The sequence below is a fragment of the Paucibacter sp. B51 genome, assembly GCF_027863535.1.
Classification (GTDB): domain Bacteria; phylum Pseudomonadota; class Gammaproteobacteria; order Burkholderiales; family Burkholderiaceae_C; genus Paucibacter_A; species Paucibacter_A aquatilis.
The window spans coordinates 4472372-4489245 of the sequence record NZ_JAPIVN010000001.1 but is presented as its reverse complement, the minus strand read 5'-3'; the positions used below and the strand labels follow the sequence as shown (position 1 = coordinate 4489245).

At 67.3% G+C, this 16874-nt stretch carries 15 protein-coding genes and 1 riboswitch; of the genes, 9 read left to right on the top strand and 6 right to left on the bottom strand.

Features of this window, described 5'->3' with window-relative positions:
* Nucleotides 1-54 precede the first annotated feature (54 nt).
* A riboswitch (cyclic di-GMP riboswitch) is annotated at nucleotides 55-195 on the top strand.
* A gap of 279 nt (nucleotides 196-474) precedes the next feature.
* The 3 genes from OOB33_RS18930 to yidD all read left to right on the top strand — a co-directional run bounded on the left by OOB33_RS18930 (nucleotide 475) and on the right by yidD (nucleotide 3611).
* Nucleotides 475-2505 (top strand): methyl-accepting chemotaxis protein, encoded by a 2031-nt coding sequence (locus OOB33_RS18930; protein WP_271009785.1) that lies wholly within the window; start codon nucleotides 475-477, stop codon nucleotides 2503-2505.
* A gap of 79 nt (nucleotides 2506-2584) precedes the next feature.
* Nucleotides 2585-3103 (top strand): carboxymuconolactone decarboxylase family protein, encoded by a 519-nt coding sequence (locus tag OOB33_RS18925; protein ID WP_271009784.1) that lies wholly within the window; start codon nucleotides 2585-2587, stop codon nucleotides 3101-3103.
* 10 nt (nucleotides 3104-3113) lie between these two features.
* A complete protein-coding gene (yidD, locus tag OOB33_RS18920) occupies nucleotides 3114-3611 on the top strand; it encodes a membrane protein insertion efficiency factor YidD (RefSeq protein WP_271010085.1) in 498 nt (165 codons plus the stop codon).
* A gap of 10 nt (nucleotides 3612-3621) precedes the next feature.
* Here the strand turns inward: yidD and OOB33_RS18915 are convergent, their stop codons facing one another.
* From OOB33_RS18915 to OOB33_RS18905, 3 genes are all read right to left on the bottom strand, one after another.
* Nucleotides 3622-4851 carry a GGDEF domain-containing protein gene (locus tag OOB33_RS18915; RefSeq protein WP_271009783.1) on the bottom strand — a complete coding sequence of 410 codons (1230 nt, stop codon included), beginning with the start codon at nucleotides 4849-4851 and terminating at the stop codon, nucleotides 3622-3624.
* Nucleotides 4852-4929: 78 nt separating this feature from the next.
* The gene (locus OOB33_RS18910; protein WP_271009782.1) at nucleotides 4930-5835 is read right to left on the bottom strand and encodes a plasmid replication/partition related protein; all 906 of its coding nucleotides are present in this window, start codon (nucleotides 5833-5835) and stop codon (nucleotides 4930-4932) included.
* 80 nt (nucleotides 5836-5915) lie between these two features.
* The gene (locus OOB33_RS18905; RefSeq protein WP_271009781.1) at nucleotides 5916-6422 is read right to left on the bottom strand and encodes a response regulator; all 507 of its coding nucleotides are present in this window, start codon (nucleotides 6420-6422) and stop codon (nucleotides 5916-5918) included.
* Between the two features lie 441 nt (nucleotides 6423-6863).
* Between OOB33_RS18905 and OOB33_RS18900 the strand changes: the two genes are divergently transcribed.
* On the top strand, nucleotides 6864-8018 hold the full coding sequence (locus OOB33_RS18900; protein ID WP_271009780.1) for an NAD(P)/FAD-dependent oxidoreductase: 1155 nt from the start codon (nucleotides 6864-6866) through the stop codon (nucleotides 8016-8018).
* A 1-nt stretch (nucleotide 8019) separates the two neighbouring features.
* Here the strand turns inward: OOB33_RS18900 and OOB33_RS18895 are convergent, their stop codons facing one another.
* Nucleotides 8020-8799, bottom strand: coding sequence for an arginyltransferase (locus OOB33_RS18895; RefSeq protein WP_271009779.1), 780 nt, complete (start codon nucleotides 8797-8799; stop codon nucleotides 8020-8022).
* A 69-nt stretch (nucleotides 8800-8868) separates the two neighbouring features.
* Entirely contained in the window at nucleotides 8869-9636 is a 768-nt protein-coding gene (gene aat, locus OOB33_RS18890) for a leucyl/phenylalanyl-tRNA--protein transferase (RefSeq protein WP_271009778.1), read from the bottom strand.
* Nucleotides 9637-9659: 23 nt separating this feature from the next.
* On the opposite strand from aat, the gene OOB33_RS18885 reads away from it, so the two are divergent.
* The 5 genes from OOB33_RS18885 (at nucleotide 9660) to OOB33_RS18865 (ending at nucleotide 13828) form a co-directional block, all read left to right on the top strand.
* A complete protein-coding gene (locus tag OOB33_RS18885) occupies nucleotides 9660-10022 on the top strand; it encodes an arsenate reductase (RefSeq protein ID WP_271009777.1) in 363 nt (120 codons plus the stop codon).
* Between the two features lie 91 nt (nucleotides 10023-10113).
* Entirely contained in the window at nucleotides 10114-10686 is a 573-nt protein-coding gene (locus OOB33_RS18880) for a hypothetical protein (RefSeq protein ID WP_271009776.1), read from the top strand.
* Nucleotides 10687-10842: 156 nt separating this feature from the next.
* On the top strand, nucleotides 10843-11232 hold the full coding sequence (locus tag OOB33_RS18875) for a hypothetical protein (protein ID WP_271009775.1): 390 nt from the start codon (nucleotides 10843-10845) through the stop codon (nucleotides 11230-11232).
* A gap of 583 nt (nucleotides 11233-11815) precedes the next feature.
* On the top strand, nucleotides 11816-13018 hold the full coding sequence (locus tag OOB33_RS18870; protein ID WP_271010084.1) for an ammonium transporter: 1203 nt from the start codon (nucleotides 11816-11818) through the stop codon (nucleotides 13016-13018).
* 108 nt (nucleotides 13019-13126) lie between these two features.
* Complete coding sequence (locus OOB33_RS18865) at nucleotides 13127-13828, top strand: riboflavin synthase subunit alpha (protein WP_102767101.1); 702 nt, start codon at nucleotides 13127-13129, stop codon at nucleotides 13826-13828.
* Between the two features lie 64 nt (nucleotides 13829-13892).
* Here OOB33_RS18865 and acnA read toward each other — a convergent pair whose 3' ends face one another.
* Entirely contained in the window at nucleotides 13893-16715 is a 2823-nt protein-coding gene (gene acnA / locus OOB33_RS18860) for an aconitate hydratase AcnA (protein WP_271009774.1), read from the bottom strand.
* Nucleotides 16716-16874 lie beyond the last annotated feature (159 nt).

Sequence of the window (16874 nt, the reverse complement as noted above, 5' to 3'; positions counted from 1 at the left end):
CTTGATCACAATCAAATACCAGTTCAGAACCAGAGGCCCACAAGGCCTGGCGAGAACTGGTGTTGGCACACCCGATTGAAAAACGGGGTCGCAAAGCTTCCGGTCTACGACCGCGGAGGCACGGAATGGTGAACGCCTGGCCGCGCCACAACCCATCAGCCTGCTTCCGCGCGCCACGACAGCGGGGCCGCCACAGCCTGACAAGGAGGACGGGTTCATCCCGGTCTCGACTGCGAACTTGCCCGCGAGTTCGCCCTTCACCGGCGCCGCGTGCGCCCGATCTCAGGCCTGTGTTCATCGTCTGACGCGTTTTGCCCGTTCTCATGGACCGGGCCGGCCTTGCTTGTTGGCGATCGCGATTCCTTTTCCGTTCTTCATTCCGCCTTTGAGCGGCAGTCCCCGAGGACCGCCGGGCGGCATGCATGGCTGTGCGAATGACCGAATCAACGACGACCGACCGCCTGGACCCTGACGATGTTTGCCTCTCCCGCTGTAGCTGTTTCTTCTTCCGCCCAACGCTTCACCCAACGCTCCACCCAAGCCATGCCGGCCGCGCAACGCGCCGGCCGCCCCAGTTCCCTGGCCCGCCGCGTGGCCTGGATCGGCGGCCTCGGTGTGGCCCTGCTGATCGGCCTGACCACCCTGGGCCTGAGCCTGCAATCGAACGGCGTGGAACGCGAGCGCGCCGCCGCGCTGGCCACCAGCGAGGCGGCCTCGGTGGCCCGAATGGCCGATGCTTTTGACAACAGCGCGCGGCTGATGGTCGAGCGTTTCTACAACACCTTTGCCAGCGAGTTCCAGGGCAGCTTCAGCCTCAGTGCCGATGGCCGTGACCTGCAATTCGAGCAGACCCGCCTAGCCGGCAATTTCGAGGCGGTGGACCGTTTCAGCCGCAATTCCGGCGGCGCCGCCACCATCTTCATGCGCCAGGGCGATGACTTTCTGCGCATCAGCACCTCGCTCAAGAAGGAAAACGGCGAGCGTGCCGTCGGCACCTTGCTGGGCAGCAATCACCCGGCCTATGCCACGCTGATGCAGGGCCAGCCCTATGTCGGCCGCGCCGTCCTCTTCGGCCGCCCCTTCATGAACCATTACCAGCCGGTCAAGGACGCTGCGGGTCGGGTGGTCGGCATTCTCTTCGTCGGCTTCGACACCTCGGAGTTCCAGCGCTCGCTGGAGCAGCTGACGCGCGAGGTCAAGCTCTTCGAAACCGGTGGCCTTTACCTGGTGGACCCGACTGGCGCCAAGGGCCAGCCCCTGCTGCGCGCCCACCCCAGCCAGGCCGGCAAGCCGGTGGCCGAGCTGAGCCCTGAGGCCGATCGTTTCCTGCAGGAGATGTTCAAGAAGCCGGCCGGTTTCGCCGGCCCGGCGCCGGCCTTGCTGAACCCCAAGCAGAAAGACACCTGGCTGGTGGGTCAGCGCAGCGAGGCCACGGGTTGGTGGGTGCTGGCCGAGGTCTCGGATGCCGAGGCCTTGCGCGAGCACTGGCGCGTGCAGCGCCATCTTTGGCTGACCCTGGGCCTGGCCAGCCTGGCCCTGGCGGCCGGCCTGTACGGGCTGCTGCGCCGCTGGGTGGGCCAGCCGCTGGCCGCACTCAATGCCGCCGTGCTGCGCGTGGCCGAGGGCGATCTGTCCCAGCCGGTGCAGGCCCTGCGCCATGACGATCTGGGCCTGCTGGCCGGCAGTGTCGAGCGCATGCGCTTGCAGCTGGCCCGCACCATCGGCTCGGTGCGCCTGGCCACCGATGGCATTTCCACCGCCATCTCGCAGGTCGCCGCGGGCAGCCAGGACCTGTCCAGCCGCACCGAAAGCGGCGCCAGCAGCCTGCAGCAGATCGCCAGCTCGGTCGAGCAGCTGACCGTGGCGGTCACCCAAACGGCCGAGTCCGCCGGTGTCGCCAGCGATCTGGCCCTCAGCGCCAATGCCGCTGCCCAGCAGGGTGGCGAGGTGATGGAGCAGTTGGTGCAGACCATGGACGGCATCAGCCGTGCCAGCGGCAAGATCAGCGAGGTCATCGGCACCATCGACGCGATCGCCTTCCAGACCAACATCCTGGCGCTCAATGCCGCCGTCGAGGCCGCCCGTGCCGGCGAGCAGGGCCGCGGCTTCGCCGTGGTGGCCAAGGAAGTGCGCAGCCTGGCCCAGCATTGCGCCGAATCGGCGCGCGAGATCAAGGGCTTGATCAGCGGCAGCAGCGAGCGGGTCGATGCCGGCCTGAAGCTGGTGCAAACCGCCGGCCGCTCCATGGGCGAGATCGTGCACAGCATCGGCCGCGTCAGCACCGCCGTGGCCGAGATCAGTGAAGCCACGCGCGAGCAGGGCGCCGGCCTCGGTCAGGTCAACTCGGCCATCACCGATCTGGACTCCAGCACGCAGCAGAACGCTGCCCTGGTGGAAGAGAGCGCCGCCGCGGCCGAGAGCCTGCACGCCCAGGCCCAGACCCTGGTGGACCTGGTGCGGGGTTTCCATCTGCTGCAGGCGCAGGCGGCCACGCTGCGCCCCTGAGTTTCGGCAGGGGCGCCCGGCTCTGCGAAACTGCGAGCTTCATCGGACGCCGTTCGATCTGGCTTGGACCTGATTCACCATGAGTGACACCGCTGCTTCCCCTCAATCCCCAGCCGCACCCGCTAGCGCGGGCGGCACCGCGCCGGTTCAGGCGCGCATCGACTGGGCTGCGTTCGAAACGCATGCCGGCGGTGTGGTCAGCGCCTTGCGCGACTACAGCCGCGCGGTCGACGCCTCGGGCCTGGACAAGGGCCTGGTCGAACTGCTCAAGCTGCGCGCCTCGCAGATCAATGGCTGCGCGTTCTGCCTGCAGTTCCATCTGAACCTGGCGCGCAAGCTGGGCCTGGCGCAGCGCCAGCTCGACCAGCTGGCCGCCTGGCGCGATTCGCATGCCTTCAGCGCCCGCGAGCGTGCCGCACTGGCCTGGACCGAGGCCCTGACCCGCATGGCCGCCGCCCCGGTGGAGGGCAGCCTGTATGCCGATCTGCAAGCCCAGTTCAGCGAAGGCGAGATCGCCAACCTGACCGCGGCCATCGCCGCCATCAATGCCTGGAATCGCATCGCCGGCGCGCTGCGCTTCACCCCGCCGGGCGGCTGATCCCTTGTCGATGCCAAGCCGGCGCTTGGGTGGGCTGCGATGGCTGGCCCTGGCCCTGATCCGGGGCTACCAGCGTTTTCTGTCGCCGCACAAAGGCTTTGTCTGCGCCTACCGCGTGCATCGCCGGCATGCAGCGGGCTGCTCGGCCCTGGGCTACCGGGCCATTCGCCGCCTCGGCGTGTGGCGCGGCCTGGGTGTCTTGCGCCTGCGTCTGGCGGCTTGTGGTGACTTGCACCGGCGTTGTCAGGCCGAGATGGCCGAGGTGGCCGGAGTGGCCGGCGGCGGGCGTCGGCCGCTGGCCGCCCAGCGCGGGGACTGCGATTGCGGCTGCGATCTCGGCGACCTGGGCGGATGCAACAGCTGCGACGCCGGTGATGGCTCTCGCATCTTCAGCCGCCTGATCGATGGCTGCAGCTGCTGTGATTGCGGCTGCGATGGCTGGGGGCGGGATCGCAAGAAGTCGCCTGCAAAACCAAGCTGGCGCCAGCCACGCGATCACAAGACCTAGCGCCTGAACTTCAGGCCGACAGCGCCTGTATGCGCGGCTCGCTGCTCAGCACCACCCGGTTGCGACCCTCAGCCTTGGCGCGGTAGAGCGCCTGATCGGCCGCGTCCACCAGGCGCAGGGCCAGGGCTTGTTTGTCGTCGGGCTCGCGGCTGCCTTCGGGCGCGCGCTCCAGCATGGCCAGGCCCACCGAGACGGTGGCCGGGATGAACTCGCCGCTGGGCAGCAGCAGGGCACGGGCGGCGATGCTGGCGCGGATGCGCTCGGCGATCTCGCGCGCGTGCAGCAGCGGCGCCTGCGGCAGCAGCACCACAAACTCTTCACCGCCAAAGCGGGCAATCGTGTCGCCCAGGCGCAGCTGCGACTGGATCAGGTGGCCGATGCTGCGCAGCACCTCGTCGCCGGCCGGGTGGCCGTGGCGGTCGTTGATGGCCTTGAAGTGATCGAGGTCCAGAAACAGGCAGGCCAGGTCGTGGCGGTAGCGGCGCGCTTGCGCGATCTCGATCAAGCAGCGGTGCTCGAAATAGCGGCGGTTGTGCACGCCGGTCAGCATGTCGGTCAGGCCGGCCAGCTTAAGCCGCTCCTGGTTGAGCGCGCTGTCCAGACAGACCGAGACGATGGCGGCCAGGCGCTCCAGCAGCTGGGTGCCGGCGCCGCGTTCGTAGCGGGCCGGGTCGCTGCTGCCGAAATGCAGGCTGCCGATCAGCTCGCCGTGGCGTGACAGGGGCAGCAGGGCCACCGAGGCCAGGGTGGCTTGACGTGCGCGATGGGGCGCAGCATGGGGCGCGCCAAACAGCGGGCGGTGGCGCTGCTCGTTGAAGGGGCCCAGCCAGGGCTGGTGCAACTGGCCCTGGAACAGCGGCGCGATCGGGGCGATGCTGGGCAGCAGGGTCAGGCCGTCCAGCGGCGCGGGTTCGTGGTGATTGGGGCCCTCGTGGCGGTGGCGCTCAGCGTCCAGCATGCGGCTGGCTTCGTCGTCACGGTCCAGCAGCACCATGGACACGGCATCGATGCCAAAGGCCTGGCGGTAGTCATTGAGCAGCAGGCTCAGCAGCTCGGCCATGGAGCGGGCGCCGATCAGCCGGTGTTCCAGCTGGTCGAAACGGCGCATCTTCTCTTCGTTGTTGCGCGCTTCGCGCAAAAGGCTGTCCAGCTGCCGGCGCAGGGCCTGGTTTTCTGCCTGGAGATCGCTGTCCATCGGGTGCTTGCTGAGGGAAGGGGTGGAGGCCGCGGTGGGCCTCACTGTAGCCGCTCCGTGGGGCGATTCAGCCGAGTTTCGCGATCAGGTGCCGCTGCCTGCTTGCTGTGGCTGTTGCAGCTGCTACTGCTGTTGCTGCAGCAGCGCGAGTTGATCCTTGAGCCGCAGCACCTCATCCTTGAGCTGCTTGTTCTCGGCCGTCAGCTCGGCCACGGTGTCCTGCAGCAGCTTGAGCTGGGTTTCACGGTTGCGCAGGTCGGCGTCGCTGGCGCTCTCGGCGGCGCTGCCGGCTTCGCCACTGGCCTCAGTGCCGGCCTCGGCGGCCTTGGGGGCGCGGTTGCCGCTCTTGCCCTCGCGCACGCGCTTGGCGGCTTGTTGCAGCTCTTTCTTGCCGCCGGCCACCGCGGCGATCTGTTCTTCCGGCGCCAGGCTGGCCACGGCGGCGGCGGCGTTGATGGAGATGGTGCCGGCCTTGACCGCCTCGACCAGCTCGGGCGCGGCGCTTTTCTGGATCTTCTCGATCTGCACCACGGTGTTGCTGCTGATGCGCGCGGCCTTGGCGATGGCCTCGCGGCTGGTCAGCGGCTCGGGCGGGGGCAGGGCGCTGCTGTCCGGGCCGGTGGGCAGGCCATCGGCCAGGTCGGGCGGGAACTCCACCGCGCCCGCCGAGCCGGCTTCGGCCAGGCGGGCCACCGCCTCCTTGGCGCGCGCGGCGACGATTTCCTTTTTGCGCAGGGCCAGGATGCCGCGCTGGAAATCCGACACGCTGCGCCGGCCCAGGTGCTGGTCGATCATCCACAGATGCACGTCTTCCATGGATTTGAAGCGCGGGTTTTGCACCGTCTGGAAGGGGATGCCGTGCTTCTGGCAGATGCCGTAGCGGTTGTGGCCGTCGACCAGGATTTCGCCCCAGAGCACCAGCGCGTCGCGGCAGCCCTCGGCCAGGATGCTGCGCTCCAGCGCCTGGTGTTCTTCGGGGGTCAGCGGGTCGATGTAGGCGCGCAGTTCGTCAAGGACGGTGATGTTCATGGGCTGGGGAGGGGCAGGGCTTCCGCGAGGAAGCCGCCCTATTGGGCTGATCGGGTAACAAACGGGAAAGGGCGCGCATTTTAGGCTGGCTGCGCGACCCGCTCCTGGCCGCCCGGTGTCAGCGTCAGCCCCAAGCCCTGCGCCACGGCCTGGCGCAGCTCGCCCGCAGCAAACGGTTTGTGCAGCAGGAACAGGGCGCCATATTGCTGCGCGCGGCGTTGGCAATCGCTGCCCCGGTCCATGGTGATGAAGCCCACGGGCAGCTGCTCAAAGCCCGCTTGGCGCAGGCGTTGCAGCATTTCCAGGCCTGAGGCGCCGGGCATGTGCCAGTCGGCCAGCACCAGATCGGGCCGGAAGCGCGCCACCTGGGTCAGGGCGTCCAGGCCATCGCTGGCGGTTTCGATCTGCAGAGGGCCCAACTCTTCGCAGTCCAGGCAGCGGCGGATCAAGGCCTGGATGGCGCGGCTGTCGTCCACGATCAAGATGCGGCGCGTGCGCCGTATGGCCTGGCTGCCGCCGCCGTGGTCTCTGTCGTGGTCGTTGTTGGGGTGAGCGGCAGCCGCCAGCTCCTGGGTGTGCGCCGTCATCGCCATCCCTCGCTCGGTCTCGGCCGGAGCGCTGTTGTGCGCGCTCTCGGCGGTCTGATCTGCTCGCGCCGCATATCGCGCCCGGGTGGGGCGTGTCTTCGCGGGCAAGCGGGTGGCTCCCTGGGCCGTGCTGATGCCGGTGTGTGAGCCCGTGTTGGCGCGGGCACCGGGATGGGTGTTCCATCCACGCGCGCAGCGCCTGGGCTTCTTGGCTGCGGAGTTTCGGGGCGAGCTGCGCCCAGTCAAAGCCTGAACAGGGCGGGCAAAGTGGTGCATTTCTGCGCCGCGCCGGGCGTTGGGGCGCAGAGCGCGCTCCGGGGTGGGCTTCCGTGCCGCAGGGCGGGCTGGCGTTTGTGGCGGCCACCGCACAATGGGCAGCCGTGTGGCCCCGGCATGACGCCGGAGCAAGACGAGTCAAACAAAGGAAAGCGAGTCCCCTGCATGAGTGAGCTGTGGCCTGAGGCGGCTTTGGACCGCGTGGACGCCGTGGTGGTGGGCGCCGGCGTGCTGGGCCTGGCCGTGGGCCGGGCCTTGGCCCAGCGAGGCCTGGAAACCCTGGTGCTGGAGCGTGCCGGCCAGATCGGCAGCGGCATCAGCTCGCGCAGCAGCGAGGTGATCCATGCCGGGCTCTACTACCCCAGCGGCTCGCTCAAGGCCGAGCTGTGCGTGCGCGGCCGCGAGCTGCTCTACGACTTCTGCGCCTCGCATGCCGTGCCGCACCGCCGCTGCGGCAAGCTGCTGGTGGCCACCGAGCCGGCCCAGCTGCCGGCCTTGCAGGCGCTGGCCGAGCAGGCGCGGCGCAATGGCGTGGACGATGTGCAAGCCTTGAGTGCTGCGCAGGCGCGGGCCCTGGAGCCGGCGCTGCGCTGCGAGGCGGCCTTGCTCTCGCCCTCGACCGGCATCGTCGACAGCCATGCCCTGATGCTGGCCCTGCAGGGCGAGCTGGAGGCCGCGGGCGGCTGCGTGGCCCTGGGCAGCCCGGTGCGCGCCCTGCGCCGCCAGGGAGAGCTCTGGCGGGTGGAGTTGCAGGCCGAGGCCGGTGCTGAGCCCTATGCCGTCTTGAGCCCGCGCGTGGTCAATGCCGCCGGCCTGTGGGCACCGGCCTTGGCCCGGGCCACCGAGGGCCTGGCCGCCCGCCATCAGCCGGCGCCGCGTTATTGCAAGGGCAGCTATTTCTCGCTCTCGGGCCGCGCGCCGTTTTCGCACCTGATCTATCCCATGCCCCAAGCCGCGGGCCTGGGCGTGCACCTGACCCTGGATCTGGGCGGTCAGGCCCGCTTCGGGCCTGATGTGGAATGGCTGGACGGCGTCAGCGACCCGGACGCGCTGGACTACCGCGTCGACCCCGCGCGCGGAGTGCGCTTTGCCGCCGAGGTGCGCCGTTACTGGCCCGATCTGCCCGAGGGGCGCCTGCAAGCCGACTATGCCGGCGTGCGGCCCAAGATCAGCGCTCCGAGCGAGCCAGCCGCCGATTTCCGCATCGAAGGGCCGGCCGAGCATGGCCTGCCTGGCCTGGTGCAGCTGCTGGGCCTGGAGTCTCCCGGGCTGACCAGCTGCCTGGCGGTGGCCGAGCGGGTGTCAGCGCTCCTGGATTGAGTCAGGTGCGGCGCCCGCGCTCTGTGCTGCCCACGCCGCCCTCGCCGTCCTCTGCCCACTGCCACTGGCCTTGCTGCAGCAGCTGGTGCGGGCGGAAATCGGCCTTGTAGGCCATCTTGCCGCTCTCGGCGATCCAGTAGCCGAGGTAGAGGTGGGCCAGCTGCAGATCGCGCGTTTGCTGGATCTGCCAGAGCACGTTGTAGGTGCCGTAACTGCAGCGCACCTCGGGCTCGTAGAAGGTGTAGACGGCCGAGAGCCCGTCGCTGAGGATGTCCAGGATGGACACCATCTTGAGCACCATCTCGCCATCGTCGCGGCGCTCGCGGAACTCCACGAGGCGTGAGTTGATGCGGCTTTGCAGCAGGAACTGGCTGTACTGCTCGACACTGTCGTGGTCCATGCCGCCGCCCGAGTGGCGCGAGGCCTGGTAGCGCAGGTAGAGCTCGTAATGCTCCTGGCTGTAGCCCAGGCGCATGACCTTGGCCTGCAGATGCTGGTGCTGGCGCAGGGCGCGGCGCTGGCTGCGGCTGGGCTTGAAGCTGGCCACCGGGATGCGCATGGGCACGCAGGCCTTGCAGCCGTCGCAGAAGGGCCGGTAGGTGAACAGGCCGCTGCGCCGAAATCCGGCCGCCACCAGGCTGGAGTAAGCGTCGGCGTGGATCAGATGGCTGGGCGTGGCCACCTGGGAGCGCGCCTGGCGGTCGGCCAGGTAGCTGCAGGGGTAGGCGGCCGTGGCGTAGAACTGCAGCTGGGCCAGCGGAAGCTCTTTCAGATGGGTCACGGTCGTCGGCTCGGTGGCGGCAAATTGGGTGGAAGAAGGTGGGGGAGAGCGTCGGGCGAACGCTCCCGATCAGGGCTCGAATCCAGCATCCCGGTCAAACGCCGGGCCCAGCTGTGCCCACAGCGCTGGATGATAGGTCCAATCCTGCGGCCTGGGCTGTTGCAGGGCTTGCTGCAGATGCGCTTCGAACTGCTGACGCGGCACTTCGGCGGCGCCCAGCGAGGCCAGGTGGCGGGTGTTCTGCTGGCAATCGATCCAGGGAATGCCGTGCCGGCGGCACAGGCAGATCAGGGCGGCCAGGGCGATCTTGGAGGCATCGGTGCGGCGCATGAACATCGATTCGCCGAAAAACATACCGCCGAGGTTGATACCGTAGAGCCCGCCCGCCAGCTCCCCGTCCATCCAGGTTTCGATGCTGTGCACGGCGCCCCGCGCCCGCGACCAGGCCAGGTAGGCGGCCTGCATCTCGGGCAGGATCCAGGTGCCACTCTGTCCCTCGCGCGGCGCCTGGGCGCAGGCGCGCAGCACCTCGGGCAGGGCGCTGTCCACCCGGATCTCGCAGCCCGGCGTGCGGATGAAGTGCTGCAAGGTCTTGCGCAGCGAACGGGAGAGCTTGAAATGGGCGGTCTGCAGCACCATGCGCGGGTCCGGCGCCCACCACAGCGGCGGTTGATTGGGCCCGTACCAGGGAAAGATGCCGCGCGCATAAGCGGCGGCCAGGCGCTCGGGGCGGAGGTCGCCGCCGGCGGCCAGCAGGCCCGGGGCGTCGGACTCGGGCCCCAGCGCGCGCTGCGTCGGGGGGAAGTCCAGGCTGCGTTCATCCAACCAATCGATCATGTGGTCATGGTAGCGTGCGACCCATGATTACCGTTTATGGCATCCCCAACTGCGACACCGTCAAACGCGCCCGTACCTGGCTGCAAGAACAGCCCGGTCTGACGGTTGAATTCCACGACTTCAAGAAAGCCGGCGTTCCCGCCGACCAGCTGCCACTCTGGATGGCGGCCCTGGGCTGGGACAAGGTGATCAACCGCGCCGGCACCACCTGGCGCAAGCTCGACGAAGCGACCAAAGCCGCCGCCGTCGACGCCAGCAGCGCCACCCAACTCGCCCTGGCCCAGCCCAGCGTCATCAAGCGCCCGCTGGTGCGCTGGTCGGATGGCAGCTTCACGGTGGGGTTCGCCGTGGAGGTGTTTGGGGAGAAGGTGGCGGGGGGCGGGTGAGTGGGCTTTTTCTTCCGGGTGGCTCGCGGGCACTCAAGCGTTTCGCGTTGGATACCCAAACTGAGCAGACTTGGTAACAAAGTTGGGCGTCATGAAAGTCCTTCGTGTATCTCTATTGTTCCTCTCGCTCGCTGCGACGGCCTCGCCGCAGGCAAGCGCATCGGACCGTCCTGAGCGATCTGAGTATTCGGACGGTGCTTTGTCGCTTAAGCTCATTAGCCGCTCTGATGGCGGCGAGGATGGATACTTTGCGAGATTTGTTGGTACGGTCCGCCTCACCGGTACTTTGGTGATTGAGTTTGACCGACTCCCCGACATTACCGACGACCGAGACACGGACGGAGAAGCCTTCTTTGTTCCCGACGATTCGTCTCGCCGGAAGTTGCCAGCTGCCGTGGGCCGCTTCTATCCGCGGCCCGTCTCCTCCATCGCTTTGGACAAGAAACCTCGGGTACTGCTTCTGCCTTTGCTTGGTCGAAAAAGGACCGATGCGCTGTTGAACGGAGTCATGCCCAGGTATGAATTGCCAGCCTCACTCACGATCAAGTCTTTTTCCTCCTGGGTCGAATGCGATCACAGGAGCTACACGGCCGAGGTTGCATCTATCAGACCGGTGAGTTCACAAGTCATCGCGAAGGCTAAGCCATCGTTTATTGGGTGCTAAATGCCGTTGCGTGCAACGACGCCCAACCTTTCGCTCAACCGGACCTGCAACGGCATGCCACCTTCGGGCCTCATTTCATTCTGGCCCTTCGGCGTCCTGCCGTCGCAGGCCAGTTAGCTCAAACGTTAAGTTTCATAGCATGCCGTGGTTCATCATATGAAGCGCTCAATCCAATTTGTTTTGGCTGCGTTCCTGCTATTGGCGGTCGGCTTCGCCGCTGGCGCTGCTACTGCAGGAGTGAAGCAGTGGTTTCTACCGCTGGCCACAATCAACATCGAGAACCAAAGCGGTCAAGCTTTGCGCTACCTCGAAGTACGTTTCAAGAACTCAGTGTCAGACGCCACGTGGCAGTTGAAGCCTTTGGCGATCGGAGAGCGCGCAGTCGCTCGTATCCATATTCCGGGTGAGGGCGGATACACAGTTCGCGCTGTGCTCGCTGATGGTGCGGTTGTGAAGGAAAGCCAGGGTTACGTTCATGCTGGCTATCAAATCAATGAGGTTGTTGGCAAGGAAGAGATTCGCGGCGATGTTGTTCGCCTGTACTAAAACGATGACACTTGGCCCCCTGCTCGATCCGACCCGCAGTGGCATGCCATTCCAAACCATCATTTCTTTTGGGCCCGTCCGCGCCCTGCCACCGCAGGCGACTCCGCGTGGACTTCAAGCGCTCCGTCACAGGAGGAGTATCGGGTGGAGTTGTATCGTCCTAGCAGTCGAGGGAATGTTTGCTTGCTGACCTAAGTGTTCGCGTCAGCTGCTCGGTCAGCAGAAGCCTTGTCGCCCACAGCAGGGCGAGCCGTGAGGCTCGCCCTGCTGCTTGCAGGAGAGGCATCCGGCCATTCGTGGCTTTTGCTCGGCTTGGCCTGCTCAAAAATCGGGGCTGTTGGGACCTGAAGGGCCAGCCACGGTCGCCGGCTCTGGTGCTCATCCCTGGTGCGTTCGTGCCCCGAAATGAAGCTTGATGCATTGGTTTGGTGCGCGCGTTCCCGATTAGTCCTGCGCCAATTTGGGCACTGTTCTTGCTGATCTGGTGCGTCTGGCCCTCCGATGGTGCAAAGAAAAGAGGAAGGGCCGGCCACCAGACCCGACAACAAGCCAGCCCGCCCGCCCCATGGACACTACTTCCTCTCTGTCATCACTCAAGCAAGGCGCAGACGCGCTGTTCATCTTGCTCGGCGCCATCATGGTGCTGGCCATGCATGCGGGCTTTGCCTTTCTGGAGCTGGGCACGGTGCGCAAGAAGAACCAGGTCAATGCTCTGGTCAAGATCCTGGTGGATTTCGCGGTGTCCACGGTGGCCTACTTTCTGGTGGGCTACAGCGTGGCCTACGGCGTGCACTTCTTCACCGGGGCCGAAAGCCTGGCGGCGCGCAATGGCTATGAGCTGGTGAAGTTCTTCTTCCTGCTGACCTTTGCGGCGGCGATTCCGGCCATCATCAGCGGCGGCATTGCCGAGCGGGCCCGCTTTGGCCCGCAGCTGGCGGCTACGGCCGTGATCGTGGGCCTGATCTACCCGCTGTTCGAGGGCCTGGTCTGGAACCAGGGCTTTGGTTTTCAATCCTGGCTCAAAGCCCAGTTCGGCGCCGAGTTTCATGACTTTGCCGGCTCGGTGGTCGTGCATGCGGTGGGCGGCTGGATCGCGCTGGCCGCCGTGCTCTTGCTCGGCCCGCGCATGAACCGCTATCGCAAGGACGGCGCCATCAGCGCGCATCCGCCGTCCAGCATTCCCTTCCTGGCCCTGGGCGCCTGGGTGCTGGCGGTGGGCTGGTTCGGCTTCAATGTGATGAGCGCGCAGACCCTGGACAAGATCTCGGGCCTGGTGGCCGTCAACTCGCTGATGGCCATGGTGGGCGGCACCCTGGCCGCCGTGCTGGCCGGCCGCAACGACCCCGGCTTTGCCTACAACGGCCCGCTGGCCGGCCTGGTGGCCGTGTGCGCGGGCTCGGACGTGATGCACCCGCATGGCGCGCTGATCACCGGCGCGGTGGCCGGCTACATCTTCGTCAAGATGTTCACCCTGACGCAGAACCGCTGGAAGATCGACGATGTGCTGGGCGTCTGGCCTCTGCATGGCCTCTGCGGTGCCTGGGGCGGCATTGCCTGCGGCATCTTCGGCAGCCAGGCCGGCGGCGGCGTGGGCGGGGTGAGTTTCTGGTCACAGCTGATCGGCACCCTGGCCGGCGTGGCCTGGGCCTTGGCCGGCGGCTTTGTGGTCTACGGCCTGCTGAAGCGCTTTGTCGGCCTGCGTCTGAGCCAGGAAGAAGAGTTCGACGGTGCCGACCTGTCCATCCACAAAATCGGTGCCACGCCGGAGCGCGAGGTCAGCTGGTAAGCTCAGGCCAGCGCTTTCCTCCAATTGGGCAGCCTGTCTTCCACCGCCTTCGGGCGGTGGTGGCGTTTTGGGCCCAGGGTCTTCTTCATTCACCGCAGTTCAATCACGATGTTCACAGGCATTGTTCAAGCCGTGGCCCAGGTGGCCGCCTTGCAAGACCGTCCCGGTCTGCGCAGCTTCACGCTGCAGTTCCCGCCCGGCTTTTGCCAGGGCCTGGAGATCGGCGCCAGCGTGGCCTCAGACGGCGTCTGCCTGACGGTGACGGCGCTGGACGAGGCGGCCGACCGCGCCGACTTCGATGTGATGCAGCAGAGCCTGAACCTCACCACGCTGGGCGCGCTGCAGCCGGGCAGCCGGCTCAATGTCGAGCGCGCCGCGCGCGACGGCGCCGAGATCGGCGGTCACCCGCTGTCCGGCCACGTCGATTTCATGGCCACGGTGCAGGCCATCCGCCAGCCCGAGAACAACCATGTGATCCGCATCGGCGTGCCCGCGCCGTGGATGCGCTACATCTTCGCCAAGGGTTACATCGCGGTGAACGGCGCCAGCCTGACCGTGGCCGAAGCCGGCCGCGAGCGCGACGGCTCGGGCTGGTTCGAGGTCTGGCTGATCCCCGAAACCCTGCGCATGACCACCTTCGCCGAAAAGGGCGTGGGCGCAGCCCTGCACATCGAGATCGAGCGCCAGACCCAGGTCATGGTGGACACGGTGCGCGCCGCGGTGGACGAGCGTCTGGGCCCGTTGCTGCCGGCGCTGGAGGCTTGGCTGGCCTCGCAAGGCCAAAGCCTGGACGGCGTGCTGGGCGGCTGAGCCCGGCTGGGCGAGCGAGCGGACGGGCGGACGGACGGACGGGCGTCTTGCGCCCGTCCTTTTTTCAAGCCCGCAGCAAGTCGCGCAGCACAAAGGGCAGGATGCCGCCGTGCTGGTAGTACAGCACCTCGATCGGTGTGTCGATGCGCAGCAGCAGCGGGGCGCTGCGCTGTGTGCCATCGGCGCGGTGGATGCGCAGCTCGGCCTGGCGCTGCGGTGTCAGCTCGCCGTCGATGACGATATCGATGACTTCATCGCCGCGCAGGCCCAGGCTTTGCCAGCTCTCGCCGGGCAGGAACTGCAGGGGCAGCACGCCCATGCCGACCAGGTTGGCGCGGTGGATGCGCTCGAAGGAGCGAGCCACCACGGCCTTGATGCCCAGCAGCGCCGTGCCCTTGGCTGCCCAGTCGCGGCTGGAGCCGGTGCCGTATTCCTCGCCGGCAAAGATCACGGTCGGCACGCCGGCCGCCTGGTAGGCCATGGCGGCGTCGTAGATGGGGCGGGGCTCGCCGCCGGGCTGCTGCAGGGTCAGGCCGCCTTCGATGCGCTGGCCGTCGGGGCCGGGTGGCAGCATCAGGTTCTTGATGCGGACGTTGGCAAAGGTGCCGCGCATCATCACCTCGTGGTGGCCGCGGCGGCTGCCGTAACTGTTGAAGTCAACGGCCTTGATGCCTTGGGCCTGCAGGTAGAGCCCGGCCGGTGAGCTGGCCTTGATGGAGCCGGCGGGCGAGATGTGGTCGGTGGTGATGGAGTCGCCGAACAAGGCCATGATGCGGGCGCCCTGCACGCCGCCTGCGCTGCCTGCGCCAGCTGCGCCGCTTTGCGGGGGCTGCATCTCGAAGCCGGCGAAGAAGGGCGGGCGGGCGATGTAGCTGCTGCTGGGCCAGTCGTAGCTGTCGCCGCTGACGCCTTCGATCTGCTTCCAGAGCTTGCCGGGCTTGCGCTCCACCTGCTCGTAGTTGGCGCGGAAGGTCTTGGGGTTCATGGCCTGGCTGAGTAGGGCATGGACTTCATCGCTGTGCGGCCAGATGTCGCCCAGGAAGATCTCGCGGCCTTCGCTGTTGCGGCCCACCGGTTCGGTCATCAGGTCCACCTGCACATTGCCGGCCAGGGCATAGGCCAGCACCAGGGGCGGCGAGGCCAGGAAGTTGGCCTTGAGGTTGGGGTGGATGCGGGCCTCGAAGTTGCGGTTGCCCGAGAGCACGGCGGCGCAGATGAGCTGATTGGCCGTGATGGTTTCTTTGATCTCGGCCGTCAGGTCGCCGGCATTGCCGATGCAGGTGGTGCAGCCATAGGCCGCCACATTGAAGCCCAGCTGCTCCAGATAGGGCAGCAGGCCGGTCACTTGCAAGTACTCGGTGACCACGCGCGAGCCCGGAGCCAGCGAGGTCTTGATGTGCGGGGCCACGCGCAGGCCGGCCTCCACCGCCTTCTTGGCCAGCAGGCCGGCGGCCAGCATCACGCTGGGGTTGGAGGTGTTGGTGCAGGAGGTGATGGCGGCGATCAGCACATCGCCATTGCGCAGGGCCAGGCCGCTGCGGGTGGGGAAGCTCTGCGTGAGCTTTTCGGCCGGCTGGTTGAAACCGCTGGCGCTGTCCGTCGAGCTGAAGAGTTCGGCAAAGCGCTGGCTCAGGTGGGTGATCTCGATGCGATCCTGCGGCCGCTTGGGGCCGGCCAGCGAGGGCGTGACCTGGCCCAGATCGAGCACGATGCGGCGGCTGTATTCGATCTGTTGCAGCTCGGGTGAGGCCTCGGGCGTGCCAGGGATGCCGAACAGGCCCTGGGCGCGGAAATAGGCCTCGAAGGCGGCGATTTCGCGGCCGGTGCGGCCGGTGCCGCGGAAGTAGTCCAGGGTTTTCTCGTCCACCGGGAAGAAGCCCATGGTGGCGCCGTACTCGGGCGCCATATTGGCGATGGTGGCGCGGTCAGGCACGCTCAGGCGGGCCACACCAGGGCCGTAGAACTCGACGAACTGGCCGACCACTTTCTCGCGCCGCAAGATCTCGGTGACGCTGAGCACCAGGTCGGTGGCGGTGACGCCCTCGCGCAGCTCGCCGCGCAGCTCGAAGCCGACCACATCGGGCGTCAGCACATAGACCGGTTGGCCCAGCATGGCAGCTTCCGCCTCGATGCCGCCCACGCCCCAGCCGACCACGCCAATGCCGTTGATCATGGTGGTGTGGCTGTCGGTGCCGACCAGGCTGTCGGGGTAGTAGAGCTTGGCGCCCTTGTCGTCCTTGGGGCCGCTCTTGTGCACGCCGCGCGCCAGATACTCCAGGTTCACCTGGTGGACGATGCCGAAGCCGGGCGGCACGACGCGGAAGGTGTCAAAGGCCTGCATGCCCCATTTCATGAACTGGTAACGCTCGCGGTTGCGCTGGAATTCCAGTTTCATGTTCAGGTCCAGCGCGTCGGCGCTGCCGTAGTGGTCAATCATCACCGAGTGGTCCACCACCAGGTCCACCGGCACCAGGGGCTCGATGTTCTTGGCGGGCAGGCCGAGGCTGGTGGCGACATCGCGCATGGCGGCCAGGTCGGCCAGCAGGGGCACGCCGGTGAAATCCTGCAGCACCACGCGGGCCACGGGGAAGGGGATCTCCAGGCTGCGCGGCTCGGCCGACACCGGCTGCCATTGCGCCAGCTGGGCCACATGCTCGGGCGTCACGCCCGGCTCGCCGCAGTGGCGCAGCAGGGACTCCAGCATGATGCGCAGGCTGACCGGCAGCCGCGTGATCTGCGGGTACTGCACGCTCAAGGCCGGCAGCGAGAACAAGCGGCCACTGCGAGCCTTGCCGAACTCGAAGTGGCGCAGGGTGTGGGCGAAGGGATGTGCCGTTTGTGCGGATCCGGGCGCTGCTTGCTGCTCGATGGGCGTGGATTCGGTCATCAATGCCTCCTGGGAGATGGAGGCTGATTGTGAGCCTGTCTTGATGACAGCAGCGAGTAGCCCTTCAAAGCGCAGGAGGCCGCCCCGCAAGCAGGCGGCCTCCTGGCCCCGTGGCGCACGAGCCCCGGCTCACGCAGCGTGGCGGGGCTCAATGCCAGG

Coding starts and splice junctions, on each gene's coding strand:
- OOB33_RS18930 (WP_271009785.1), top strand. CDS start 475: ATGTTTGCCTCTCCCGCTGTAGCTGTTTCTTCTTCCGCCCAACGCTTC.
- OOB33_RS18925 (WP_271009784.1), top strand. CDS start 2,585: ATGAGTGACACCGCTGCTTCCCCTCAATCCCCAGCCGCACCCGCTAGC.
- yidD (WP_271010085.1), top strand. CDS start 3,114: ATGCCAAGCCGGCGCTTGGGTGGGCTGCGATGGCTGGCCCTGGCCCTG.
- OOB33_RS18910 (WP_271009782.1), bottom strand. CDS start 5,835: ATGAACATCACCGTCCTTGACGAACTGCGCGCCTACATCGACCCGCTG.
- OOB33_RS18905 (WP_271009781.1), bottom strand. CDS start 6,422: ATGACGGCGCACACCCAGGAGCTGGCGGCTGCCGCTCACCCCAACAAC.
- OOB33_RS18900 (WP_271009780.1), top strand. CDS start 6,864: ATGAGTGAGCTGTGGCCTGAGGCGGCTTTGGACCGCGTGGACGCCGTG.
- aat (WP_271009778.1), bottom strand. CDS start 9,636: ATGATCGATTGGTTGGATGAACGCAGCCTGGACTTCCCCCCGACGCAG.
- OOB33_RS18885 (WP_271009777.1), top strand. CDS start 9,660: ATGATTACCGTTTATGGCATCCCCAACTGCGACACCGTCAAACGCGCC.
- OOB33_RS18880 (WP_271009776.1), top strand. CDS start 10,114: ATGAAAGTCCTTCGTGTATCTCTATTGTTCCTCTCGCTCGCTGCGACG.
- OOB33_RS18875 (WP_271009775.1), top strand. CDS start 10,843: ATGAAGCGCTCAATCCAATTTGTTTTGGCTGCGTTCCTGCTATTGGCG.
- OOB33_RS18865 (WP_102767101.1), top strand. CDS start 13,127: ATGTTCACAGGCATTGTTCAAGCCGTGGCCCAGGTGGCCGCCTTGCAA.
- acnA (WP_271009774.1), bottom strand. CDS start 16,715: ATGACCGAATCCACGCCCATCGAGCAGCAAGCAGCGCCCGGATCCGCA.